26 protein-coding genes are annotated in these 20,503 nt (G+C 69.2%); 11 read left to right on the forward strand and 15 right to left on the reverse strand.

Annotated features, from left to right (window positions below; all coding sequences use genetic code 11):
• Window positions 1–151: 151 nt before the first annotated feature.
• From QZ814_RS13560 to QZ814_RS13585, 6 genes are all read right to left on the reverse strand, one after another.
• Window positions 152–553, reverse strand: coding sequence for a hypothetical protein (locus QZ814_RS13560; protein WP_294333071.1), 402 nt, complete (start codon window positions 551–553; stop codon window positions 152–154).
• Window positions 554–555: 2 nt separating this feature from the next.
• Entirely contained in the window at window positions 556–951 is a 396-nt protein-coding gene (locus tag QZ814_RS13565; protein ID WP_294333074.1) for a hypothetical protein, read from the reverse strand.
• A 42-nt stretch (window positions 952–993) separates the two neighbouring features.
• Window positions 994–1,728, reverse strand: coding sequence for a hydroxyacylglutathione hydrolase (gloB, locus tag QZ814_RS13570; protein ID WP_294333078.1), 735 nt, complete (start codon window positions 1,726–1,728; stop codon window positions 994–996).
• 4 nt (window positions 1,729–1,732) lie between these two features.
• Window positions 1,733–2,167 (reverse strand): VOC family protein, encoded by a 435-nt coding sequence (locus QZ814_RS13575; protein ID WP_294333081.1) that lies wholly within the window; start codon window positions 2,165–2,167, stop codon window positions 1,733–1,735.
• Between the two features lie 66 nt (window positions 2,168–2,233).
• Window positions 2,234–3,067: a hypothetical protein gene (locus tag QZ814_RS13580; protein WP_294333084.1), complete on the reverse strand. Its 834-nt coding sequence runs from the start codon at window positions 3,065–3,067 to the stop codon at window positions 2,234–2,236.
• Entirely contained in the window at window positions 3,043–3,768 is a 726-nt protein-coding gene (locus QZ814_RS13585; RefSeq protein WP_294333086.1) for an alpha/beta hydrolase, read from the reverse strand. The genes QZ814_RS13580 and QZ814_RS13585 overlap by 25 nt, the downstream gene beginning before the upstream one ends.
• Window positions 3,769–3,874: 106 nt before the next feature.
• Between QZ814_RS13585 and QZ814_RS13590 the strand changes: the two genes are divergently transcribed.
• Window positions 3,875–4,009 carry a hypothetical protein gene (locus tag QZ814_RS13590; RefSeq protein ID WP_294333088.1) on the forward strand — a complete coding sequence of 45 codons (135 nt, stop codon included), beginning with the start codon at window positions 3,875–3,877 and terminating at the stop codon, window positions 4,007–4,009.
• Window position 4,010: 1 nt separating this feature from the next.
• On the opposite strand, the gene QZ814_RS13595 is transcribed toward QZ814_RS13590, so the two are convergent.
• Genes QZ814_RS13595 through QZ814_RS13605 form a run of 3 tightly spaced genes read right to left on the reverse strand, consistent with a single transcriptional unit; the run spans window position 4,011 to window position 7,126 of the window.
• Window positions 4,011–5,072, reverse strand: a complete 1,062-nt coding sequence (locus QZ814_RS13595; RefSeq protein ID WP_294333091.1) for a M48 family metallopeptidase — start codon at window positions 5,070–5,072, stop codon at window positions 4,011–4,013.
• A gap of 12 nt (window positions 5,073–5,084) precedes the next feature.
• Window positions 5,085–6,170, reverse strand: a complete 1,086-nt coding sequence (locus QZ814_RS13600) for a YjgN family protein (RefSeq protein WP_294333095.1) — start codon at window positions 6,168–6,170, stop codon at window positions 5,085–5,087.
• Window positions 6,171–6,229: 59 nt separating this feature from the next.
• Window positions 6,230–7,126, reverse strand: a complete 897-nt coding sequence (locus tag QZ814_RS13605) for a neutral zinc metallopeptidase (protein ID WP_294333099.1) — start codon at window positions 7,124–7,126, stop codon at window positions 6,230–6,232.
• Window positions 7,127–7,239: 113 nt separating this feature from the next.
• Here QZ814_RS13605 and QZ814_RS13610 point away from each other — a divergent pair, with 113 nt between their 5' ends.
• From QZ814_RS13610 to QZ814_RS13625, 4 genes are all read left to right on the forward strand, one after another.
• A complete protein-coding gene (locus tag QZ814_RS13610; protein ID WP_294333101.1) occupies window positions 7,240–8,388 on the forward strand; it encodes a patatin-like phospholipase family protein in 1,149 nt (382 codons plus the stop codon).
• A gap of 15 nt (window positions 8,389–8,403) precedes the next feature.
• Window positions 8,404–9,189 (forward strand): 3-hydroxybutyrate dehydrogenase, encoded by a 786-nt coding sequence (locus tag QZ814_RS13615; RefSeq protein ID WP_294333103.1) that lies wholly within the window; start codon window positions 8,404–8,406, stop codon window positions 9,187–9,189.
• Entirely contained in the window at window positions 9,186–9,812 is a 627-nt protein-coding gene (locus QZ814_RS13620; RefSeq protein ID WP_294333105.1) for a DUF4893 domain-containing protein, read from the forward strand. The genes QZ814_RS13615 and QZ814_RS13620 overlap by 4 nt, the downstream gene beginning before the upstream one ends.
• A 65-nt stretch (window positions 9,813–9,877) precedes the next feature.
• Window positions 9,878–11,197, forward strand: a complete 1,320-nt coding sequence (locus QZ814_RS13625) for an amidohydrolase (protein ID WP_294333107.1) — start codon at window positions 9,878–9,880, stop codon at window positions 11,195–11,197.
• 161 nt (window positions 11,198–11,358) lie between these two features.
• Here QZ814_RS13625 and QZ814_RS13630 read toward each other — a convergent pair whose 3' ends face one another.
• Complete coding sequence (locus QZ814_RS13630) at window positions 11,359–11,985, reverse strand: hypothetical protein (RefSeq protein ID WP_294333109.1); 627 nt, start codon at window positions 11,983–11,985, stop codon at window positions 11,359–11,361.
• Window positions 11,986–12,129: 144 nt separating this feature from the next.
• Here QZ814_RS13630 and QZ814_RS13635 point away from each other — a divergent pair, with 144 nt between their 5' ends.
• On the forward strand, window positions 12,130–12,288 hold the full coding sequence (locus tag QZ814_RS13635) for a hypothetical protein (protein WP_294333111.1): 159 nt from the start codon (window positions 12,130–12,132) through the stop codon (window positions 12,286–12,288).
• 387 nt (window positions 12,289–12,675) lie between these two features.
• Here the strand turns inward: QZ814_RS13635 and QZ814_RS13640 are convergent, their stop codons facing one another.
• From QZ814_RS13640 to QZ814_RS13650, 3 genes are all read right to left on the reverse strand, one after another.
• The gene (locus QZ814_RS13640; protein WP_294333113.1) at window positions 12,676–13,092 is read right to left on the reverse strand and encodes a globin; all 417 of its coding nucleotides are present in this window, start codon (window positions 13,090–13,092) and stop codon (window positions 12,676–12,678) included.
• A 92-nt stretch (window positions 13,093–13,184) separates the two neighbouring features.
• Window positions 13,185–13,853 (reverse strand): opacity protein, encoded by a 669-nt coding sequence (locus QZ814_RS13645; protein ID WP_294333115.1) that lies wholly within the window; start codon window positions 13,851–13,853, stop codon window positions 13,185–13,187.
• A 183-nt stretch (window positions 13,854–14,036) separates the two neighbouring features.
• Window positions 14,037–14,681 carry a DUF4893 domain-containing protein gene (locus QZ814_RS13650; protein ID WP_294333118.1) on the reverse strand — a complete coding sequence of 215 codons (645 nt, stop codon included), beginning with the start codon at window positions 14,679–14,681 and terminating at the stop codon, window positions 14,037–14,039.
• 258 nt (window positions 14,682–14,939) lie between these two features.
• On the opposite strand from QZ814_RS13650, the gene QZ814_RS13655 reads away from it, so the two are divergent.
• The 4 genes from QZ814_RS13655 (at window position 14,940) to QZ814_RS13670 (ending at window position 18,767) form a co-directional block, all read left to right on the forward strand.
• The gene (locus QZ814_RS13655) at window positions 14,940–15,476 is read left to right on the forward strand and encodes a superoxide dismutase family protein (protein WP_294333120.1); all 537 of its coding nucleotides are present in this window, start codon (window positions 14,940–14,942) and stop codon (window positions 15,474–15,476) included.
• Window positions 15,477–15,592: 116 nt separating this feature from the next.
• A complete protein-coding gene (locus QZ814_RS13660) occupies window positions 15,593–16,063 on the forward strand; it encodes a low molecular weight protein-tyrosine-phosphatase (RefSeq protein ID WP_294333123.1) in 471 nt (156 codons plus the stop codon).
• A gap of 21 nt (window positions 16,064–16,084) precedes the next feature.
• On the forward strand, window positions 16,085–17,212 hold the full coding sequence (locus QZ814_RS13665) for a zinc-binding dehydrogenase (protein ID WP_294333124.1): 1,128 nt from the start codon (window positions 16,085–16,087) through the stop codon (window positions 17,210–17,212).
• 244 nt (window positions 17,213–17,456) lie between these two features.
• Window positions 17,457–18,767 (forward strand): methyl-accepting chemotaxis protein, encoded by a 1,311-nt coding sequence (locus QZ814_RS13670; protein ID WP_294333125.1) that lies wholly within the window; start codon window positions 17,457–17,459, stop codon window positions 18,765–18,767.
• 15 nt (window positions 18,768–18,782) lie between these two features.
• Here the strand turns inward: QZ814_RS13670 and QZ814_RS13675 are convergent, their stop codons facing one another.
• A complete protein-coding gene (locus QZ814_RS13675) occupies window positions 18,783–19,253 on the reverse strand; it encodes a DUF4188 domain-containing protein (protein WP_294333126.1) in 471 nt (156 codons plus the stop codon).
• A gap of 56 nt (window positions 19,254–19,309) precedes the next feature.
• Here QZ814_RS13675 and QZ814_RS13680 point away from each other — a divergent pair, with 56 nt between their 5' ends.
• A complete protein-coding gene (locus tag QZ814_RS13680) occupies window positions 19,310–19,870 on the forward strand; it encodes a TetR/AcrR family transcriptional regulator (RefSeq protein ID WP_294333127.1) in 561 nt (186 codons plus the stop codon).
• On the opposite strand, the gene thpR is transcribed toward QZ814_RS13680, so the two are convergent.
• A complete protein-coding gene (gene thpR / locus QZ814_RS13685; protein WP_294333129.1) occupies window positions 19,852–20,388 on the reverse strand; it encodes an RNA 2',3'-cyclic phosphodiesterase in 537 nt (178 codons plus the stop codon). The genes QZ814_RS13680 and thpR overlap by 19 nt on opposite strands.
• Window positions 20,389–20,503: the final 115 nt, after the last annotated feature.

Below are 20,503 nucleotides of genomic sequence, written 5' to 3' on the forward strand. Positions count from 1 at the left end.
AACTTGGGAAATCCTCCCCTGAAAGGGGAGGTGTCGCGCAGCGACGGAGGGGTGTCGACGCTGGGGGCGCAGGCCGCCGCTCGACCGGTTACACCCCTCCGTCAGCCCTGCGGGCTGCCACCTCCCCTTGCAGGGGAGGATCGAGGACAGGTCAGCCCTTCGGCCGGGTGTACGGCGTGAACTGGCCGAGGCGGCAATAGCCGCTGGGGATGCTCGTGCCGGGCGTCAGCACGCGGAACTGGTCGTTGCGGCAAAGCTGGCTGCCGCGCATCTCGACGATCACCGTCGTCAGCGGCGCCAGCGACGGGCATTCGGAAACCAGGTCGTTGCGATAGAGCCGGGATCCTTGCCGATAGATCAGCGTGCGGCTGTCGATGATCTGGGGGCCGTCGGTCATGCCGGGGTTGATGCAGTCCTGCGGCTTGCCGGGCACGCGGTCGCCCAGCGTGCTGGCCAGTTCCTTGCGCCCCTCCGCGTCGCGCTGCGCCTGATAGGCGGCATTCTGCGCGCAGCCGGCGAGCAGCAGCGCGGCGAGCGTGAAAGCGATGCGCATCCTCAACCTCCTGATTTCGAATAGGGTATGAACGGGCCGAGCGCGCAGCTGCCGCTCAACCGGCCGTTCAGCGCCTCGCGGGTCTGCACCTGATCGCCTTCGCATGGGTCACCGCGCAGGCTGCGGACGATGACGATGTCGCCCCGGGCGAGGCCGGGACATTCTCCAACCACGCGGTTCAGATATTTGCGCGTCCGCCCGCCGACATAGAGCACCGCATCGGGTACGCCGTGCACTTCCGAGAAGCGCTCGCGCACGAGGCAGCGCATCGGTGCGCCCGGCGTGAGCCCGTGCAGGCTTTTTTCCAGCGCGATGGCGGCGGGGTCGGGGCGGCGCTGGTCGGCACTGGCGGTCCCTGCCAGCGCAAGGACCAGAACGGGAACTGTATAGCGGATCATCGGCTGTGTCCTTCTGCCGTCTGCCCCGCCGAGCATAACGCATCAGCCGGCAAAAGCATCCTTGGCGGCGCGGCGCTCAGCGAGAATTTCCGCGCTGCTCGCGCGCAGGAAGGGGTTGGTCGCGCGTTCCTCGGCGATGGTGGTCGGCACCGTCGCCTCGCCGGCCGTGCGGAGCCGCTCCACGGCCGCGAGTCGGGCGGCGGTCGCTGCGTTGTCGGGTTCCGCCGCCACCGCATAGCGCGCGTTGCCGAGGGTATATTCGTGCGCGCAATAGACCTGGGTTTCGCCCGGCAGCGCCTCGAACCGGCGCATCGCGGCGAACATCTGTTCGGCGGTGCCCTCGAACAGACGGCCGCAGCCCATCACGAACAGGGTATCGCCGACGAAGACCAGGGCCTCCTCGGCGAAGTGAAAGGCGATGTGGCCGGCGGTATGGGCGGGCACCTCCAGCACCGTGGCGGCATGCGCCCCGATCGCCACCGTGTCGCCTTCGCCGACGAGCCGGTCGGCGGTGGGGATCTTCGCCGCCTCCGCCGCCGGGGCGACCACGGTGCAGCCGGTCGCGGCCTTGAGCGCCGCATTGCCGCCGGTGTGATCGGGGTGCCAGTGGGTGTTCCAGATCGCGCTGAGCTGCCAGCCCTGTTCGGCCAGTGCCGCCAGCACCGGATCGGCCGCGCCCGGATCGACCACGATCGTCTCGGCCAAGACGGGGTCATGGACGAGCCAGATGTAATTGTCCTGAAAGGCGGGGACGCGGACGATCCGGAGCGTGGTCATGGCCTCACCATTCGCCCGTGTTCGGCATCGAGGCCCAGGGCTCCTGCGGGGGCAGGCTGCCCTTCTGGAGCAGCTCGATCGAGATCGCATCGGGGGTGCGAACGAACGCCATATGGCCGTCGCGGGGCGGGCGGTTGATCGTCACGCCCGCATCCTGCAGCCGCTGGCAGGTTACGTAGATATCGTCGACCTGGAAGGCGAGGTGGCCGAAGTTGCGGCCGCCCGTATAAGTCTCGGGATCCCAATTGTGGGTCAGTTCCACCTCGGCGCGGCCGCGGCCGGTCGCGGGATCGATATCCTCCTCGCTCGCCAGATAGATCAGCGTGAAGCGGCCCTTCTCGCTGGTGATGCGATGGGTTTCCTTGAGACCGAGCAGGTCGAAAAAGGCGATCGTCGCGTCGGGATCGGTGACGCGGATCATCGTGTGGAGAAACTTCATGGGGGTGCGCTCCCTGGAGTGGCCTTGGTCGCCAGATAGGGGCGCGGGCGGGCGCCCGCCACCCGGCTATTTGGCCGGGGGCGGATCGAACTGGGCGAGCGCCACCCGCGCGGCGGTCGCCTGCGGGCTGCTCGGCGCGGCGGCGATCACCTTGTTCCAGGCGGTCTTGGCCGCAGCCTCGTCGCCGCTCGCCGCGGCGATGTTGCCCGCCTCGAGCTGGACGGCGGCGTCGTCGCCCGCACGCTTGATCGCCTCGGCGATGTCCTTCTGCGCGCGCGGCAGATCGGCCATGCGCCGGGCCAGCGTCGCGGAGAGCAGCCAGGCGAGCGGATCGTCGCCGGCCTTGGCGATCGCCACGTCGATATCGGCCCGGGCGCCGGCATTCTCGCCCGAGGCGACGGCGGCGCGGGCGCGATCGAGATAGGCTTCGCCGAGCGACAGCCCCTTCAGCGCCCCGGTGGCGAGCGCGGCGTTGAAGCTGGCGCGGGCCTTGGGCGGCTTCTTGGCGGCGAGCCAGGCATTGCCCGCCTGGGTCCAGTAGGTAGCGGCGCGGGCGCCGTCCTTGGCGGTTTCCGCGTCGCCGGCGGCTTCCTCGAAGGCGGCGGCAGCCGACTCCCAGCGCGCCTGGTTGGCATAGGCGACGGCGAGGCACTGGCGCGCGAACATGCCGCCCTTGTCGGCACGCCACTTCACCGCCTCGTCGATCGCGGCGGTGGGGTCGCCGGTGGCAAGATCCATGCACTTGGTGAAGCGCGGCGGCTCACCGGGCGGGGCAGCGGCGGCGGCATCGGCCTTGGCGGCGGCCGCCCTGGCGCGCTCGGCATCGCGCAGTACCGGGCCGGCCTTGGGTGCGATGGCAGTGGTCTGCTGGGCGATCAGCAGGAGGAAGGGGATGAGCATTCGGTCAGGATGTCCTCGGTGGCACGGCGCAGCAGGCGCATATCGCCCTCGCGCGACAGGCGGTGATTACCGTCCTTGACGATCCATGTCTGGACGTTTTCTGAACGGATGGCGGCGGCAAGGCGCAGCGCCAGTTCCCACGGCACTTCCTCGTCCTGCTGGCCCTGGAGCAGGCGGACGGGGCCGTCAAAGGCGATCGGCGCATCGAGCATGCGATTGGCCTCGCCCGATTCCCAGAAGGCGCGGGTGGTGACCATCGGTTCGTCGGAATAGGCGCTGGGCTGTTCGAGCCGGCCTTGCTCACCGAGGATCCGCTTCTCCTCCTCGGTGAAGCCCCAGTCGGTGAAGTCGGGCGCGGCGGCGATGCCGACCATGCCAACGACCCGCTCGGGCCGCGCCTTGGCCACCAGCAGCATCAGCCAGCCACCCATCGACGAGCCGACCAGCACCACCGGACCCTCGACCAGCGTATCGATCAGCGAGAGCGCATCGTCGCGCCAGTCCGCGAGCGTGTAGTCCTCGAACGCACCGGGGCTTGTCCCGCAGCCGCGATAGTCGAAGCGCAGGAACGCCTGGCCGCGCGCCTGCGCCCAGGCCTCGAGCGCCAGGACCTTGGATCCCTGCATGTCGGAGCGATAGCCGGGCAGGAAGACGATGGTCGGCGATGCGCCGGGGCTGTGGTGATGGGCAAGGCGGGTCATGGTGGCGGTGTAGCGGCTTGCCCGCGCCGCGACCAGCGACGGAACCGATTACTGCGATCGGGATTGATGGTGGGACATTGCCAGCGAACAGGAGCAGGATCGCCGCATGAGTACGGTAGAAAAAGCCATCGCCCTGCCGGTTCGCCGGTTCGTCCCCAGCCCGCAGCTCGTCTTCGGCGCAGCGATCGCCGTGTCCGGCCTGTCGGTCGCGGCGGGCAAGCTGCTGGGATTGCTGGTCTAGTCTAGCGCACCGTCGCGCGAGCGGCGGTGGCGCTGCACATCGTGCGCAGCGCCTGCCACTGCGCCGGCGTCATCGCCGGCGTGTAGGCGACACCGGGCTTCACGCTCGCGGCGAAATGCTGCTCGCGCGACGACGACATCGGGTGCGACGACAGATAGTTGAGCAGACGGCCGGCATTGCCGGGGACCTCGTCCTCCTTGGCCAGCCGCGCGAACAGTGCGGCGGTCGGGCGGGGCGAGATGTTGGCGGCGGTCAGCTGGCCGATCGCATAGTCGTCCGCGCCGGCTTCCGCCTTGCGCGAATAGCGCGCGTTGAGCAGCGCATTGCCATAGCCGCCGACATTGCGATCGAACCCGCCGAGCAGCAGGTTCAGGCCATATTGGCGGATCAGCGATTCCATTCCGTCGCGGTGGGCGACGTGGCCGAGTTCGTGGCCGAGCACCCCGGCGACCTCGTCCGGCGACTTCGCGCTCTGGATCAGCCCGTCGAACAGCACCACCTGCCCGCCGGGCAGGGCGACCGCGTTGATCATCGGCGCCTGGACGACATGGATCGTCACCCCGTCCTTCTGGTGCAGCCGGGTGGCGAGCGCCTTCAGCGCCGCCTCGCCCTGCGGCGTGGTGCAGGCCGAGCCGCCGAGATTGCCGACGATCAGCCGGCCCATCCGCTGCTCCACCGATTGCGGGATCATCCGCGCGATCAGCGGCGGCAGCTTGAGCGTGAACCCCACCGCCAGCGCGGCGAGGATGGCGAGCACGCCGGCCGAGCGCCACAGCCCGAAGCGATCGATCCAGGCGCCGTAGCGGGCGGGCTTGGGCAGGTGCACCGCGATCTCGGAGGGCGGGAATTCGAGGAAGGTGATCCGCCAGCCCGGCCGCCCCTTCAGCCCGAAGGCGCGCTCGTGGTGCGAGGTGCCGTGCGGGGTGAGATCGGCGAAGGCATAGGGGCCGGGTTCGGCCCCATCGCCTTCCAGCCGGAAGTGCCGCTCGTCCGCCGCGGGGAGGATCGCCGGCATGCGGCGTTCGCCGCTCTTGCCGTCATAATGCCAGACGCGCGTTTCCACCGTCCGCTCTCCTTAGAACGCGCCCATGTCGAAGCTGTCGAACAGCCCCTCGCCCTGGCCGGGCGCGCGCGTGGTGGATTGGGTGAACTGGTCGAGCTCGAGCGTGCCATAGGCGCGCAGGTGACGGACGAAGAACGCCCAGTTGCGATAGGCGATGAAGACCGCGCCGACGCCCAGCGTGCACACGACCAGCGCGGCGGTGCCGAAGATCAGCTTCAGCCATTCCTTGGTGCTGGCGGTGAACTCGAACTCGAGGTCCCCGAGCGACAACCCGCTGATCACCTTGCGGAAATAGGCGGCATAGAAGGCGGTGGCGACGAGCCCCAGCAGCACGAAGAACGCGAGATAGAGCAGCACGGCGAAGATCGCGAAGCCGACAATCGGTGTGGGGGACTGGTTGTGGACGCTGACCGCGGTCGCGATTCCCAAGGAAGCCACCACACCCAGTACCAGCGCGATCGGCAGCAGGTAGAACAGCAGGTAGCGCCCCATCAGCCCGTCGGTGTTCGCGCGCGAAACGAACCGGAAAGGACCGAAGCTCATCGCGTTCCAGCGCTTGTTCCACAGCGTGACCAGCGACCAGGGGACGAGCAGGCCGAAGGCGATGCCGCCCAGCATCGTCCGCCACAGATAGGACAGGCCGTAGCGAAAGCCCTGATCGTCGCTGCCGCCGCGGATGCCGTGCCAATAGGTGCGGCTCAGCCGGTAGCGCAGCGCCCGGAAGATCGCGACTCCGCCCAGGCCGAGCAGCACGACGTAGAAAAGCATCGCCAGGAAGAAGACGGCGAGATGCGCCTGCATGGTGCCCTGCGCCGCGAGCACGCCCATCAGCAGCTGGATGCCGCCCAGCGGCAGGAACAGCAGCACCATGACCAGCACATAGCCGATCAGCAGCTCCAGCCCGGTGCCGGTCCATTCCAGCTGGTCGTCGATGAAGCGGGTATGGCTCCACAGATATTGCCGGGTGCGGGTGCGGGCCCAGAAATTGTAGATGCCCAGCGTGACGATCGTCAGCAGCAGGTTGGTGAATGCGATCGGCGCATAGTCGCGCCACGAGCCGGTGAATTCGAACGCCCCGCGCTCGCCATGCTGATCCATACCTGCGTCCCCCTTGGCCGCCCATCCAATAGCGGCCAGGGGTTTACGTCAAGTAAGGATCACTGCACCGCTTTGAACGTATCGCACTGGCGCGGGTCGCCGGTGTCGAGCCCGCGCTTCAGCCAGGCCATGCGCTGCGCCGAGGTGCCGTGGGTGAAGCTGTCCGGCACCACCGTGCCCTGGGCTTCCTTCTGCAGCGTGTCGTCGCCGATCGCGTTCGCTGCCGTCATGCCTTCCTCGATGTCGCCGGGCTCGAGCCGGTCGCGGTTGCGCGCGGCCCACACGCCGGCATAGCAATCCGCCTGGAGCTCCAGCTTCACCGACAGGCGGTTGCCCTCGGTCTTGGAGCCGCGGGCCTGGGCCTGCGAGACCTCGGTCGAAGTGCCGAGCAGGTCCTGGACATGGTGCCCCATCTCGTGCGCGATCACGTAATCACGCGCGAAATCGCCCTTGGCGCCGAAGCGGTTCTGCAGCTCGTCGAAAAAGGCGGTGTCGATATACACGCCCTTGTCGCTCGGGCAGTAGAAGGGGCCGACCGCCGAGGTCGCCGCGCCGCAGCCGGTATTGGCGCCGCCCTGGAAGAAGTTGATCGTCGCGGGGCGATAATCGTCGCGGCCCATTTCCTGGAAGATCTTCGCCCAGGTGAGATCGGTGCTGCGCATCACCCGACACGCCTCCAGCCGGCGTTCGTTGACGCGGCAGACCTGCTGGCCGGACTGGCCCGCGGTGGGCGAGCGCCCGGCGCTGCCGCCGCCGCTCTGCCCCAGCATGCCGCCGCCGCCGCCCAGGCCGAACATCACCAGCGCGATGATGCCGATCAGCACGATCCCGCCGCAACCCATGCCGCGGCCGAGGAACATCGGCAGCAGCCCGAGCAGCGGGAAGCCGCCGCCCCCGCCGCCGCCCGAGCCCAGGTCGCGGGCATTGTCGGTAGGATCCAGATCGTCGAGCCGCATCGGGCCTCCCCTTCGTTTGTCAGCCGTCACAATGCGTCAGGCCGGCTTGCGTTGCACGGCCCATATCAAGCTTCGTATTGCTCCGCAGCATGGGATGGGCCACATCGTGCGCCATGGCCGATGCTGAGTCTCGCCCGCACCGCCGCCGCCATGCCGCACCAGGCATGCCGTTGCCGGATACCGTCGCGTTGGTGCTGCAGGGTGGGGGCGCGCTCGGCAGCTTCCAGGCCGGGGTGATCGAGGAACTCGCCAGCGCTCAGATCGAGGTCGACTGGGTCGCCGGCATCTCGATCGGCGCGGTCAACGCCGCCCTGTTCGCCGGCAATCCGCCCGAGAAGCGACTGGGGGCGATCCGCGCCTTCTGGGAGCAGGTAACCTCGGCGCTGCCCGATTTCTCGCTGCCGATGAACGACCAGTTGCGTGAGATCAGCCATGAATGGTCGGCGAGCGCGGTGATGTTCGGCGGCGTGCCGGGCTTTTTCCGCCCGCGCCCGATCCCGCCGGCCTTCGCGGTGCCGGGCACGCCCGAGGCGCTGAGCTTCTACGATACCAGCCCCTTGCTCGAGACGCTCGATCGGCTGATCGACTGGGACCTGCTCAACAACGGGCCGGTTCGGCTTTCGGTGGGCGCGGTCAATCTGCACAGCGGCAACTTCCGCTATTTCGACACGCGCGACGAACGCATCGACGCGCGGCACATCATGGCGTCTGGTGCGTTGCCGCCGGGGCTGCCGCCGGTCGAGATCGACGGTTGCTGGTATTGGGACGGGGGACTCGTCTCGAATACCCCGCTTACCCATGTCCTCGATCGGCAGGAGGCCGAGATGCTCGTCTTCCAGGTCGACCTGTTCCCCGCCGAGAACGCGCTGCCGCGCACGATCATGGACGTGCTGGGCCGCGAGAAGGAAATCCGCTTCTCCAGCCGCACCCGCGCGATTTCGGACGAGCGGATGCGGCTGCGCAAGGCGCGCGAGACGGTGAAGGCGCTGCTCGACAAGCTGCCCGAGCACATCGCCGACGAGCCCGAGGTGAAGGCGGTGCGCGACCTGGTGACCGAATATCCGGTCAACGTCGTGCAGCTGATCTACCGCGCCAAGCTGTGGGAAGGCGGCTCGCGCGACTATGAATTCTCCGCGCGGACGATGCACGAGCATTGGGAGGCCGGCCGCATGGCCGTGGCCGAGAGCATGGCCAACAGCCGGCTCGTCGCGCAGAACATCCTCGACGGCAAGACCGCCGCCTTCGATCTCACCCAGCGTTAACAAGGGAGTATGCCGATGTTCCTCAAGGGCAAGTCCGCGATCGTTACCGGCTCCACCTCGGGCATCGGCCTGGCCTATGCCAAGGCGCTCGCCGCCGAGGGGGCGAACGTGCTGATCAACGGCTTCGGCGATGCCGATGCGATCGAGAAGGAGCGGGCGGCGCTCGCCGAGACCAGCGGCGGCAAGGCGCTGTACGACGCCGCCGACATGACCAAGCCCGAGGCGATCGCCGCGATGGTGGCGCGCGCCGAGAGCGAGTTCGGTGCGGTCGACATCGTGATCTCGAACGCCGGCATCCAGCATGTCGCGCCGATCGACGAATTCCCGATCGAGAAGTGGGACGCGATTCTCGCGATCAACCTCAGCTCGACCTTCCACCTGATGCGCGCGGCGATTCCGGGCATGAAGGCGCGCAAATGGGGCCGGATCATCTCGACCGCCTCCGCGCACAGCCTGGTCGCCAGCCCGAACAAGGCAGCCTATGTCGCCGCCAAGCACGGCCTTGCCGGCCTCACCAAGACGGCGGCGCTGGAAGTGGCGACGCACGGCATCACGGTGAACTGCATCTCGCCGGGCTATGTCTGGACGCCGCTGGTCGAGAACCAGATTCCCGACACGATGAAGACGCGGGGGCTGACCCGCGAGCAGGTGATCAACGACGTGCTGCTCGATGCCCAGCCGACCAAGGAGTTCGTGCTGCCCGAGCAGGTGGCGGCGCTCGCCCTGTTCCTGTGCCGCGACGAGGCCGCGCAGATCACCGGATCGAACTATTCGATCGACGGCGGCTGGACCGCCGAATGATGCTGCGCACGGGTGTCGTCCTCGGTCTCGGCGCGGCGCTGGCGGGATGCAGCATTTACCGCGAGGCGACCACGCCGGGCATGGACATCAGCCACAACTGGCGCCGCACCGCGACCGATGCCGATCGCGAGAAGCTGCGCAACTGGCGCAAGGCGTGGAGCGAGGCGCTGCCCCTCGCCCGTGCCGCCGATGCCAAGCGGATCGACGGCGACCCCGAACTGTTCGACCCCGATCGGGCGCAGGCGGACGCGATGCCGCCCGCCGGCGCCTATCGCTGCCGCACGTACAAGCTGGGGGGCGGCGGCACCGCGGTCAGCGCGATCGTCGCCTATGACTGGCGGCCCTGCTCGATCGTCGAGGACGGCCAGGTCCGCCATTTCCGGATCGAGGGCGGGGTCCAGCGGCCCGACGGCAATCTGTTCCCCGACGTGAAGGCACGCGTGACCTTCATCGGCACGCTGGAAGTGGGGGACGACGCCGCACCGCTCCGCTACGGGCTCGACAACAAGCGCAACCTGATCGGCTATGCCGAGCGGATCGGCGAGAAGCGCTGGCGGCTGGTGCTGCCGTTCCCGGGCTTCGAATCGAAGCTGGACGTGATCGAGATCGTGCCCGCGGCGTAACCAGCATGGTTTGACAGCGGCGCCGGCAGGCGAGACACTCCCCGCATGACCGACAAGGGGGTGCCATGTTCACGTCTTTCCTGCTGGCCGGGGCAATGAGCCTCGGTACGCCCGCCGCTGCTGCTGCCGGCGCCGATCCGGTGCGCGAGGCGACGGCCAGGGCGATGCCGCAGCTGATGGCGCTCTACCGCGACCTCCACGCCAATCCCGAGCTCAGCCTGCACGAGGTGAAGACGGCCGCCAAGCTTGCCGCCGCGGCGCGCGAGGCGGGCTATGAGGTCACCGAGAAGGTGGGCGGCACCGGCGTCGTCGCGGTACTGCGCAACGGCGCGGGGCCGGTGCTGCTGATCCGCGCCGACATGGACGGGCTGCCGGTGGTCGAGAATACCGGGCTGCCCTTCGCCTCCAAGGTACGCGCGACGACCGACGAGGGCATCGAGAGCGGCGTGATGCATGCCTGCGGCCACGACACCCACATGGCGAGCTGGGTCGGCACGCTGCGCAACCTGGCGGCGATGAGGAACCAGTGGCACGGCACCGTCGTGATGATCGCCCAGCCCGCCGAGGAGCGCGGGCGCGGCGCCAAGGCCATGCTCGACGACGGGCTGTTCACCCGCTTCCCGCGGCCCGCCTACGCCATCGCCTTCCACGACAGCGCCAGCCTGCCCGCCGGGCAGATCGGCAGCACGCCGGGCTATGCGCTGGCCAATGTCGATTCGGTCGACCTGGTGGTGAAGGGCGTGGGGGGGCATGGCGCCTATCCGCACACCACCAAGGATCCGATCGTGCTCGCCGCGCGGATCGTCACCACGCTGCAGACGCTGGTCTCGCGCGAGATGGACCCGCAGCAGCCGGCGGTGGTGACGGTGGGGGCGATTCATGGCGGATCGAAGCACAACATCATCGGCAACGACGTGACGATGCTGCTCACCGTTCGCAGCTTCACGCCGGAGTCGCGCAAGCAGCTGCTCGACGGCATCGCCCGCATCGCCCGCGGCGAGGCGATCGCGGCCGGCGTGCCCGAGGATCGCATGCCGGTGGTGACGGTGAAGGACGAATATACGCCCGCCACCTTCAACACCCAGCCGCTCGCCGGGCGGCTGCAAGGGCTGTTCACCGCGCGCTTCGGCAAGGACCGGGTGGTCGAGCCCAAGGCGGTGATGGGTGGCGAGGATTTCAGCCGCTACTGGCTGGCCGACCAGCGCATCCAGAGCACGATCTTCTGGGTCGGCGGCGTGCCGCAGGCCAAGTGGGACGCGGCGCAGGGCGGCAAGGCGATGCTGCCCTCGCTCCACAGCGCCGAATGGGCGCCCGATGCCGAAGCGGTGGTCAGCACCGCGACCGAGGCGCTGACTGCGGCGGCGCTGGATATCCTGAAGCGGTAGGGAAGGGGCTCTTCAATCCTCCCCCGCCAGGGGGAGGTGGCGCGCGAAGCGCGACGGAGGGGGCGGACGCACGCCGCTCGAGAGGGCCTGGCATCCTCCCCCTCCGAGCCGCTGCGCGGCCCACCTCCCCCTGGCGGGGGAGGATTAACCTGCGGAACCCCTCAGAGCTTGCCGAACACCGCCTCATAGCCGGCGACGTCGCCGGCCGCGAGCAAGCGGGCCTGCTCGATCCAGCGGTCGCGGGTCATGCGGCCCTGGAAATTGCCGAGCTGCGCATCGAGCGCCTGTGCGGCCGCCGGGTCGAGCGCGGCGAGCTGGGCGAGGCGGGTGATGCCGAGCTCGTTGAGCCGCGCCGCGAGCTTCGGCCCTACGCCCTTCAGCCGGGTGAGGTCATCGGCCCCGCCCTCGGCGACAGGCGCGGGCTCGGCATTGGTATCGGCAGCGAGCGCCGCAGTCGCTGCGGCGACGGGCGCGGCGGCGGGGATCGGCTCGTCGTCGAGGCGGGTGGGGTCGGCGACCACCGGCGCACTGGGCGGCGGCGCCTCGGGCGCGCTCGGCGGCGGCGTCAGCGTCGCGATCGGTTCGGGGGCATCGGCGACCTTGAGTTCGCCGCGTTCCTCCAGCTCCGTACGGGCGTGGCGACGCTTGGCCGCAAGCCGCGCACCCCAGATCAGCACGAACAGCGCCAGCGCGACGCCCAGCGCGATCAGCACGAAGGAGGTGGTCAGCCAGCCGTTCGCGCTGTTGGCGGCCACGGCGCCATAGCCTTGGGAAACCTGATCATTCATGCTCGCCGCTCCAACACTTCGGTTGCACGCCTCTTCCCTTAGCGTGCCCAGCGGGTTCGTCCAGACGCGCCGGCGGGTATGGGAGAGGTGTGGCCCGGCAACGACGGCGTCGACGGCGCTGCCACAGGCCGCAACGACGATTAGTTGGACGGCTTCGCGGATGCAGCCGACAACGGCAGCAACGGCAGCAACGGCAACGGCAGCAGCAACAGCAAAGGCAACGGCGGCTACGGCAACGGCGGCGACGACAAGGGCAACGATCGACAGCCGCCCCAACGGTCGACGCCTACGGTCGACGCCTAAGGTCGACGGCTAGGGCCGATCGGTAAACCTGCGGCAACCGAGGCGAAGGCATGGCGCGCCGCCGGTTGGGGGCGCCACGGAGACGGGGCCCCGCCGGTACCGCTCCTGGGCGCATGGCCAAGCCCTCGCGTGAACCAGGGTGCGGCTCCAGATCCCGTCTGCGCGCAAACGCGGAGGAGAGTTGCGGGTCTGCCGGAGCACCACCCCCGACAGACCCGTCCCCCGCGCTTGCGCGCTGCGGGTTTTGCGGGAGGGGGTTAAGGCCCGCGCCACCCGTTCTTAGCCGAAGCGCTCGCGCCCGGCGCTGTTGGCTGGGTCGCGTCTTCGTGCACCGGTGGTTCTAGCCTAGTCGGCGCGGCTTTGGGCGCGGACCTCGTCCGAAGCGGATCAACCCGCGGCGGCCTCGGCCGCGGTGCGGGCCTGCACCGCCATGGCGCGGCACATGCGGTGCAGCGCCTCGCTCATCTGGCGGGCCGTCTCGGGGTCCAGCCCCGGATCGGCGCCGATCGCGCGGTCCATCGCGTGCGCCCATTGCGCCGCGGTATGGCCGGTGACCTTGAGCTGGCGATGAAAGCCCATGATGCACATGCCGGGCCGTGCCTCGAACCAGTCGCGCGGGCCGCCGAGCCAGGCGACCAGGAAGCGGGTGAGCGAATGGCGCAGCGCGGTCAGGTCCGGCTGGTGCATCGCGTGGAGGGCGGCATAGGCCGGGTCCTGCTCGACCAGGTCGTAGAAGCGGTCGACGATGGCGCGGACAGGCGCTTCGCCGCCAAGACGATCAAAGGGCAGGGAGGATTCGGACATGGGATGCGCCTGTAGCGCAAATCCGCAGCGGGCGCGTTGACGCGAATCAACGGCGATGCCGCCCTCCCGGTCGGGGAGGGCGGCAGGCTGGATCAGAAGTGCGCGATCACACCCGCCATCGGGCGGAAGCTCTTCGCGTCGTTGAACGTGTTCATTTCCAGGCGCAGGCGCAGGCCGCTGCGGCCGGTGATGCCGCCCAGGCCGATGTCCTTCGGGCCGACCTCGACGCCGATGCCGTAGGTGACGGCGTTATAGTCGCGGCGGGTATCGGCAACCTTGTCGAAGTTCACCCACTGATAGCCGACCTTGCCGTAGATCAGGCCGCTGTCACCGGCGCGGAACCCGAAACGGCCGGCGACGCCATATTCCCAGTCGATGTCGCCGCTCACGCCCTTGGCGACGTTACCTTCGGCGCCGACGAAGACCGGGCCCAGCGGCACGTTGACGCCGGCGACGCCCTGCACCAGCGCGCCGTCGAGGCGATACTTGTTCGGCGGGATCGGGATGCCGGCATTGGACTGGCGGTCGAACCGCTCCCAGCCGCCGAGCACGCCGACATAGGGCTCGATGCCGAATGCCTTGGAACCGTCCGGCGAACGCGGGGTCTCGCTGTCCTGCGCGGCGGTCGGGGTGCTCGTGGTGGTGGTGTCGGCCGACGTGGTCGCCGCGGTGCCGGAACCGGTGGTCATGTCCTGCGCGAAGGCGGGGACGGCGAAAGGAAGCGCGGCAGCGGCTGCCGCGACGGCGATGATCGTACGCATGGGGGAAAAACCTCTACGCTGGTGAAACACACATCCCTGCAGCGGCCCGCGGCGACAGGCGGGCGGCTGGAGATGGGCGGGTAATGCACCGGCGTGGGACATGGTTGCGTCGTCCCGCAGCTTTCGCTGTCGAGTGTTGCACTGCGGCAACGGTTTCTGTCCCCCGGATGAACGGGCAGCGGCTCAGCTCTTGGGTTGTCCTTCGGGCGGGACCGGCGTCAGTTCGTAGAGGTCGACGCTGCCCGGCACCGGCCCCGGTACCGCCAGCCGCCAGCGAAACGCCCCGAACCGCTCGACCATGCCGACGACGTCGCGCGCGCCGGGATTGCCGTAGCCGATGTCGTTCGCGCCCGCCTTGGCCTGGCGGGCGCCGAGGAACACGTAGCGCCTGCCGTCCGGGAACACATAGCCGGCGACGATGTCCGTTCCGGTCTGCTTGGCGAGGCCCAGCGGCGCGTCGTCGGCCTCTTCGGACGCCGCCGAGATGAAGCAGAAGCCGGCGGGGCTCGGCTGCACCAGTGCGCGGCCGGCGGGACCGGGCTTCAGGTGCAGCGTGCGGCAGCGATAGGAACCGGGCGGCAGCGCCGGGTGCGGCTGCCCGGCATCGGGATCGAGGACGGCACCCTGCAGCTTGCGGACCGGCGCACGCAGGCCTTCATAGAGCTGCCGCCAGTCGTCGGGCAGGCTCTCCAGCCGCGGCAGGTCGGCTTCGGCGATGCGGGTCCGCCACAAGGGTGGCGGCGGCGCGGCCTCGACGATGGCGGTGGGATGCGCACCCGAGTCCGCGCTGCCGGCATGGCACGCGGCCATCACGGGCAAGACGAGCATCGCGCAGGCGAGCCGGTACATTGATGATGATCCCCTGTGATCCGGGCGCGCGGCCCTGCCGCTACGTCCCCGCACCAGATTTCGTAAAGGAAGATGAATGAAAAGTAAAAATTGCGGCGATCCGCGCCTGGATGCGGCGAAGCGAGCCGTGCATGCCGTCCAGTTCCCGGCCGTCCCAGGGTTGCGCGCGCTTGCCCCTTGGAACAAGCACGGCAAAGGCCCATTACGCTGCGCAACGACACGGTGTGGAGACTGGCTATGAAGGCTTGGGGATTCGCGGCGGGCGTGGCGGGCGCCGCGCTGCTGCTCGGCGGCTGCGCCACCAAGGCGCGCAACGATCGCTACATGGCCGGGCATTTCCGCGCCCAGGCCGAATTGCACGACGCGACCGGCAAGGTGGTGGGCACCGCCGTCGCCGAGCAGGTGGAAGGCACCATCCGCGTGCTGGTCGACGTGACCGGGCTGACGCCGGGGCCCCACGGCGTGCATGTCCATACCGTCGGCACCTGCACACCCCCCGATTTCGCCAGTGCCGGCGGCCATTGGAACCCGGGTGCGACCAAGCACGGCAAGGAAAACCCGATGGGTCCGCATGCCGGCGACCTGCCGAACGTGAAGGTGGACGAGAAGGGGCACGGCCATGTCACCTTCACGCTGAGCGGCGGCACCTTCGATCAGCTGATGGACCAGGACGGCGCGGCGCTCGTCGTCCATGCCGGCGAGGACGACTACAAGACCGATCCGGCTGGCAACAGCGGCGGCCGGATCGCCTGTGGCGTGTTCCAGACCGCCTGACGGCGGTTTCAGGCTGCGGGCCCACCGGATCGGCAACTAGCCCCATCCGGTGGGACGCAGCCGTTGCCAGCGCGGTGCGGACGGCGTACCCGTTTTACGAAAGGAGCGCGCGTACGATGGCCGAACCGGCATTCCTGTTCGTCTGCCTGGGCAATATCTGCCGCTCGCCGCTGGCCGAGGCGGCGTTCCGTGCGGCGGCGGACGCCGCCGGGATCTCGGTGATCGCCGACTCGGCCGGCACCGGCGGCTGGCATGCCGGCGAGAAGCCCGATCGGCGCTCGATCGCGGTGGCGGCGCAGCACGGCATCGACATTTCGGGCCAGCGCGCGCGGCAGGTGACGCGCGACGATTTCGACCGCTTCGACCACATCCTCGCGCTCGATCCGCAGAATCTCGCCGATCTGCGCCGCATCGCGCCGGCCAACGGCCGCGCCCGGCTGCGGCTGCTGCTCGATGCGGTGCCCGGCTGGGAAGGCCGCGCGGTCGACGACCCCTATTATGGCGGCCCCGAAGGCTTCGACCGCACCTGGGACGAAGTGCGCGCCGCCGCCGACCGGCTGGTCCAGGAACTCGTACAGACCCGTTGAACGAACCAGAGGAGAGGAACCATGGCCCTTAGCGGACGCGAACTGCGCTCGACGCTCACCGAAGACGGCACGCTGCGGCTGTCGCTGGAGCAGGTCGACTATGCCGATCCCGCCCCGGACGAGGTGACCGTCCGCATCGAGGCGGCGCCGATCAACCCCAGCGATCTGGGCCTGCTGCTCGGCCCGGCGCAGGTGGACACGCTGCGCGCGGAAGGCACGGCGGACGCGCCGGTGCTGGCCTTCGATGTGCCCAAGGGGCGGCTGGCGAGCATGAAGGCGCGGCTCGGCCAGTCGATGCCGGTCGGCAACGAGGGCGCGGGCACGGTGGTCGCCGCCGGTGCCGAGGCGCAGGGCCTGCTCGGCAAGCGCGTCGCGATGATCGGCGGCGCGATGTTCGCCGACTATCGCACGCTCAAGGCGCGCGACGTGGTGCCGCTGCCCGAGGGCACCAGCGCGGCCGCAGGGGCGGCGATCTTCGTCAACCCGATGACCGCGCTCGGCTTTGTCGAGACGATGAAGCGCGAGGGCCACAGCGCGATCGTCCACACCGCCGCCGCTTCGAACCTCGGCCAGATGCTGCAGAAGATCTGCCTCGCCGACGGCATCCCGCTGGTCAACATCGTCCGCTCCGAGGAACAGGCGGCGATCCTGAAGGGCATCGGCGCCACCCATGTGGTCAACAGCCGCGACGAGGATTTTCGTGCCCGGCTGACCGATGCGGTAGCAGAAACCGGCGCGACGATCGCCTTCGATGCGATCGGCGGAGGCACGCTCGGCAGCGACGTCCTGCAGGCGATGGAAGCGGCCGCCGTGCGCCGGATGACCGAATATAGCCGCTATGGCTCCGATCAGTTCAAGCAGCTCTATATCTACGGCGCGCTCGATCTGGCGCCGACCACGCTCAACCGGCTGTCCTTCGGCTTCCAGTGGAGTGTGTCGGGCTGGCTGCTGCTGCCGTTCTTCCGCAAGGCCGGGATGGAGACGCTGGCGGCGATGCGCGCGCGTGTTCTGGCCGAGCTGACCACGACGTTCGCCAGCCGCTACACCCGCACGATCGGACTTTCCGAAGCGCTGAACGCCGATGTGTTGCGGGCATATGAACGCAAGGCGACCGGAGAGAAATTCCTGATCGATCCGGGGCTTGGCTGAGTCATCCGGGGCGGCTGCGTACCAATACCGATGGCCGTTCGACCATATTGTTTCCATAATTTGTCAAAATGGACCAATCGTTCTCACGTCGTCCTACAATGCGCTTGGGTGAGCTAAGAGGGCGGAAGACGCTACTGCGTCGTTGCGCCCCGCACTGAGGGACGACGCAATGCTGCATTGGTTTGAAGTAAAGGCTCCTATTCGTGAGAAGCTGAAAGTTGCCTTTGGGGCGATGCTCGGGATCATGACCGTTCTGGCGGTTCTGAACCTGGTGCTGCCGCATTGGGTGATGCTCGGGCTGAACGTGTTGGTGATCGCGGTTGCCTTCGGGGTCACCCGGATGTTCCGGCGCATGATCGCCGACCCCTATGTCGCGACCGTCGTGCGCATGGAGGGGCTCGCCGCCGGGGATCTCCAGGCGCCGATCGCCCATACCGACTATGAGGACTGTGTCGGTCGCATTTCGCGCGCGATGCTCGTGTTCCGCGATGCCGCCGTCGCCCAGAAGGAAGCGGCAGAGCAGCAGGCGGAGGTGGTGCGCGAGCTCGGCCAGTCGCTGGAGCGGCTTGCCCGCGGTGACCTCACCGCCGACGTGACGGCCGACTTCGCCGGCACCAACGCCGTGCTCAAGACCAATTTCAACGAGGCCCTGGCCGCGCTGCGCGAGCTCGTCCGCTCGGTCACCCTGTCGGCCGAGACGATCAGCACCGGCTCGCGCGAGATCGCCAGCGCCTCGGAAGATCTGTCCCGCCGTACCGAGAGCGCGGCGGCAAGCCTGCAGCAGACCGTGCACTCGATCAGCGAGATGGACCAGCGCCTGCGCAGCACCGCCGGCAGCGCCAGCCAGACCGTGTCGCGCGCCGACGGCGCGATCGCCTCGGTCCAGGCGGGCCGCGACGTCGCCGACGAGGCCGTCTCCGCGATGGGCCGGGTTTCGGAAAGCGCCAAGGGCATCGACGCGGTCATCGAAGGCCTCGACAAGATCGCCTTCCAGACCCGCGTTCTCGCGATGAACGCCGCCGTCGAGGCGGGCCGGGCCGGAGAAGCCGGGCGTGGCTTCGCCGTGGTCGCCGATCTGGTGTCCGCGCTGGCGATGCGTGCCGAGGAAGAGGCCGGCCGCGCCCGCGACCAGCTGACCACCACCCAGGCCGACGTTACCGCCGCCGTGGGGATGGTGCAGCGCGTCGACGAAGCCTTTGCCGCGATCGCCACCGATGTGCGCGAAGTGCACGACCTGCTCGGCAACATGGCGACGGCCAACCAGGCCCAGGCCTCGTCGATCGGCGAGATCAGCACTGCGGTGACCGTGATGGACCAGGCGACCCAGCAGAATGCCGCGATGGTCGAGCAGACCTCGGCCGCCGCGCGCAACCTCAGTGGCGAGGTCGAGGCGCTCAAGCGTCAGGCCCAGGCCTTCACCGTCGATGGTGGCCACAATGCACGGATGAGCCTGCCGCTGCGCCGCCCGGACTTCTCCACCCGCCCGTCGGCGACGCCGCGTGCGCGGCCCGCACCGGCGCCGGCCATGGCGGACGGGGACTGGGCGTCGTTCTGACGACGCCCAACCGCTTCACCCCGCGGCGCCGGCATGCGCCTGAAAGCGCTCGCGGCTCGACAGCAGCGTCCCCACCGGCTCGGCGATCGGCGCGAACATGCCGAGGCCGAGCCGCTGGCCGGGCAGGTTGACGTACACCGCCTCGATGCCGCGGGCGCTATAGGCCTCGTGCCAGAAGCCGGCGCCCTGCGGGTCCTTGAGAAAGTCGCGCCACCAATGGCTGTGCGGCGCGCTGCGGGTGAAGGCCTCGAGGCTGGGCAGGTCGCGCCAATATTGGCGGAAGCCGACATGGTTCCAGCCGAACAGCATGCCGTCCTCTGCCAGCAGCCCGTCGGGCGGGTCCTTGCGGATATCGGCCAGGCCCTTGCCGATGCGCATCATCGCCGGCAGCGCGCGCAGCCGGCGCAGCTTGAAGCCCAGAATAACGACGATCAGTTCGGGATAGGCAGCGAGATCGACCGTCTCGCGGCGCGGTTTGGCTTGCATGGCGAGTCTCCTTGTTTACACTGTACACGTTAGGTCAAGTTTACGGTGTAAACAAGATGGAAGTTGCAGAGGGCGGTTTGCGCCCGCGATTGGTCGAGGCGGCGATCGCGCTGCTGGACCGCGAGGGCGAGGGCGGCATGACGCTGCGCGCGCTCGCCAAGGCGACCGGCGTATCGGCGATGGCGCCCTATCGGCACTTTCCGGACAAGGCGGCGCTGCTGGGCGCGGTGGCCGAGGCGGGGTTCGCCGAACTGGCCGCCGCCCTTGCCGAGGCGGATCGGACGACGCCGGACAAGGCGGCGCTGGTCGCGCAGGGGCTGGCCTATTTCCGCTTCGCCCAGGCCCGGCCGGCGCTGTTCCGCCTGATGTTCGGCGGAACGCCGGTGTGCGATGCGCCGCCCAAGCAATATGGCGAGGCCTTCGGCATCCTGTCGCGGCGGGTTGCCAGCCTGGCGGCGGGCGACCCGGGCCCGGCGACCCTGGCGGCCTGGGGCGTGGTACACGGCCTCGCCACCCTGGCGCTCGACGGCAAGCTGCCGGCAGAGGACGGTGTCGTCACCGCCGCGGTGGGGCTGGTCGCCGACGGGATCGCCGGCGCTCAGCCGCGCAAGGGATAGCGCTCGATCGCTTCATAGCTGGCGCCATCGCGGCCGAGATGGCTTTCGAACAGCAGGAAATTGTCGACCGCGAAGGGGGCGCTGGCGAGCCCGGCATGGGCTTCGAGGAAGCGGGCATTGGTGCCGGCCGCCACGTTCATGCGGGCAAGGGTGATGTGCGGCAGATAGGCGCGGCGTTCGGGGGCGAGGCCGATCCGTACCAGCGCCTGGTCGATCTTCTGGTGGAGCTGGGTCACCGCCTCCTGGGGGCGCAGGCCGGCCCAGACCGCGTTGGGGCGGCCGCGGGAGTCGAATTCGCCGACGCCGGCGATCGCCACCTCGAAGGGCGCGAAGCGGACGCTGCCGAGCGCGACCGCGATATCCTCCGCCACCGGCCGTTCCACCTCGCCGATATAGCGCAAGGTGCAGTGGAGCTGGTCGTCGCGCTGCCAGCGCGCGCCGGCAATGCCCCCGGCCAGCGCCAGCAGCGGGGCGCGAATGGCGGCGGGCGGGCGGAAGCCGACGAACAGACGATGCATCCCGTTCCTCTAGCGAATGGCCCAATCGGTTCAAAGGGTGCGCGAAGTTGATCTGGGCTCTGTATCGAAACGTTGCTAGACCGGGTTTCGCTTGAAAAGGCCCGCTCCGGGGCCG

This window comes from uncultured Sphingomonas sp. (assembly GCF_913777625.1).
Classification (GTDB): Bacteria; Pseudomonadota; Alphaproteobacteria; order Sphingomonadales; family Sphingomonadaceae; genus Sphingomonas.

Coding starts and splice junctions, on each gene's coding strand:
- QZ814_RS13560 (WP_294333071.1), bottom strand. CDS start 553: ATGCGCATCGCTTTCACGCTCGCCGCGCTGCTGCTCGCCGGCTGCGCG.
- QZ814_RS13565 (WP_294333074.1), bottom strand. CDS start 951: ATGATCCGCTATACAGTTCCCGTTCTGGTCCTTGCGCTGGCAGGGACC.
- gloB (WP_294333078.1), bottom strand. CDS start 1,728: ATGACCACGCTCCGGATCGTCCGCGTCCCCGCCTTTCAGGACAATTAC.
- QZ814_RS13575 (WP_294333081.1), bottom strand. CDS start 2,167: ATGAAGTTTCTCCACACGATGATCCGCGTCACCGATCCCGACGCGACG.
- QZ814_RS13580 (WP_294333084.1), bottom strand. CDS start 3,067: ATGCTCATCCCCTTCCTCCTGCTGATCGCCCAGCAGACCACTGCCATC.
- QZ814_RS13585 (WP_294333086.1), bottom strand. CDS start 3,768: ATGACCCGCCTTGCCCATCACCACAGCCCCGGCGCATCGCCGACCATC.
- QZ814_RS13590 (WP_294333088.1), top strand. CDS start 3,875: ATGAGTACGGTAGAAAAAGCCATCGCCCTGCCGGTTCGCCGGTTCGTC.
- QZ814_RS13600 (WP_294333095.1), bottom strand. CDS start 6,170: ATGGATCAGCATGGCGAGCGCGGGGCGTTCGAATTCACCGGCTCGTGG.
- QZ814_RS13605 (WP_294333099.1), bottom strand. CDS start 7,126: ATGCGGCTCGACGATCTGGATCCTACCGACAATGCCCGCGACCTGGGC.
- QZ814_RS13610 (WP_294333101.1), top strand. CDS start 7,240: ATGGCCGATGCTGAGTCTCGCCCGCACCGCCGCCGCCATGCCGCACCA.
- QZ814_RS13615 (WP_294333103.1), top strand. CDS start 8,404: ATGTTCCTCAAGGGCAAGTCCGCGATCGTTACCGGCTCCACCTCGGGC.
- QZ814_RS13620 (WP_294333105.1), top strand. CDS start 9,186: ATGATGCTGCGCACGGGTGTCGTCCTCGGTCTCGGCGCGGCGCTGGCG.
- QZ814_RS13625 (WP_294333107.1), top strand. CDS start 9,878: ATGTTCACGTCTTTCCTGCTGGCCGGGGCAATGAGCCTCGGTACGCCC.
- QZ814_RS13630 (WP_294333109.1), bottom strand. CDS start 11,985: ATGAATGATCAGGTTTCCCAAGGCTATGGCGCCGTGGCCGCCAACAGC.
- QZ814_RS13640 (WP_294333113.1), bottom strand. CDS start 13,092: ATGTCCGAATCCTCCCTGCCCTTTGATCGTCTTGGCGGCGAAGCGCCT.
- QZ814_RS13645 (WP_294333115.1), bottom strand. CDS start 13,853: ATGCGTACGATCATCGCCGTCGCGGCAGCCGCTGCCGCGCTTCCTTTC.
- QZ814_RS13650 (WP_294333118.1), bottom strand. CDS start 14,681: ATGCTCGTCTTGCCCGTGATGGCCGCGTGCCATGCCGGCAGCGCGGAC.
- QZ814_RS13655 (WP_294333120.1), top strand. CDS start 14,940: ATGAAGGCTTGGGGATTCGCGGCGGGCGTGGCGGGCGCCGCGCTGCTG.
- QZ814_RS13660 (WP_294333123.1), top strand. CDS start 15,593: ATGGCCGAACCGGCATTCCTGTTCGTCTGCCTGGGCAATATCTGCCGC.
- QZ814_RS13665 (WP_294333124.1), top strand. CDS start 16,085: ATGGCCCTTAGCGGACGCGAACTGCGCTCGACGCTCACCGAAGACGGC.
- QZ814_RS13670 (WP_294333125.1), top strand. CDS start 17,457: ATGACCGTTCTGGCGGTTCTGAACCTGGTGCTGCCGCATTGGGTGATG.
- QZ814_RS13675 (WP_294333126.1), bottom strand. CDS start 19,253: ATGCAAGCCAAACCGCGCCGCGAGACGGTCGATCTCGCTGCCTATCCC.
- QZ814_RS13680 (WP_294333127.1), top strand. CDS start 19,310: ATGGAAGTTGCAGAGGGCGGTTTGCGCCCGCGATTGGTCGAGGCGGCG.
- thpR (WP_294333129.1), bottom strand. CDS start 20,388: ATGCATCGTCTGTTCGTCGGCTTCCGCCCGCCCGCCGCCATTCGCGCC.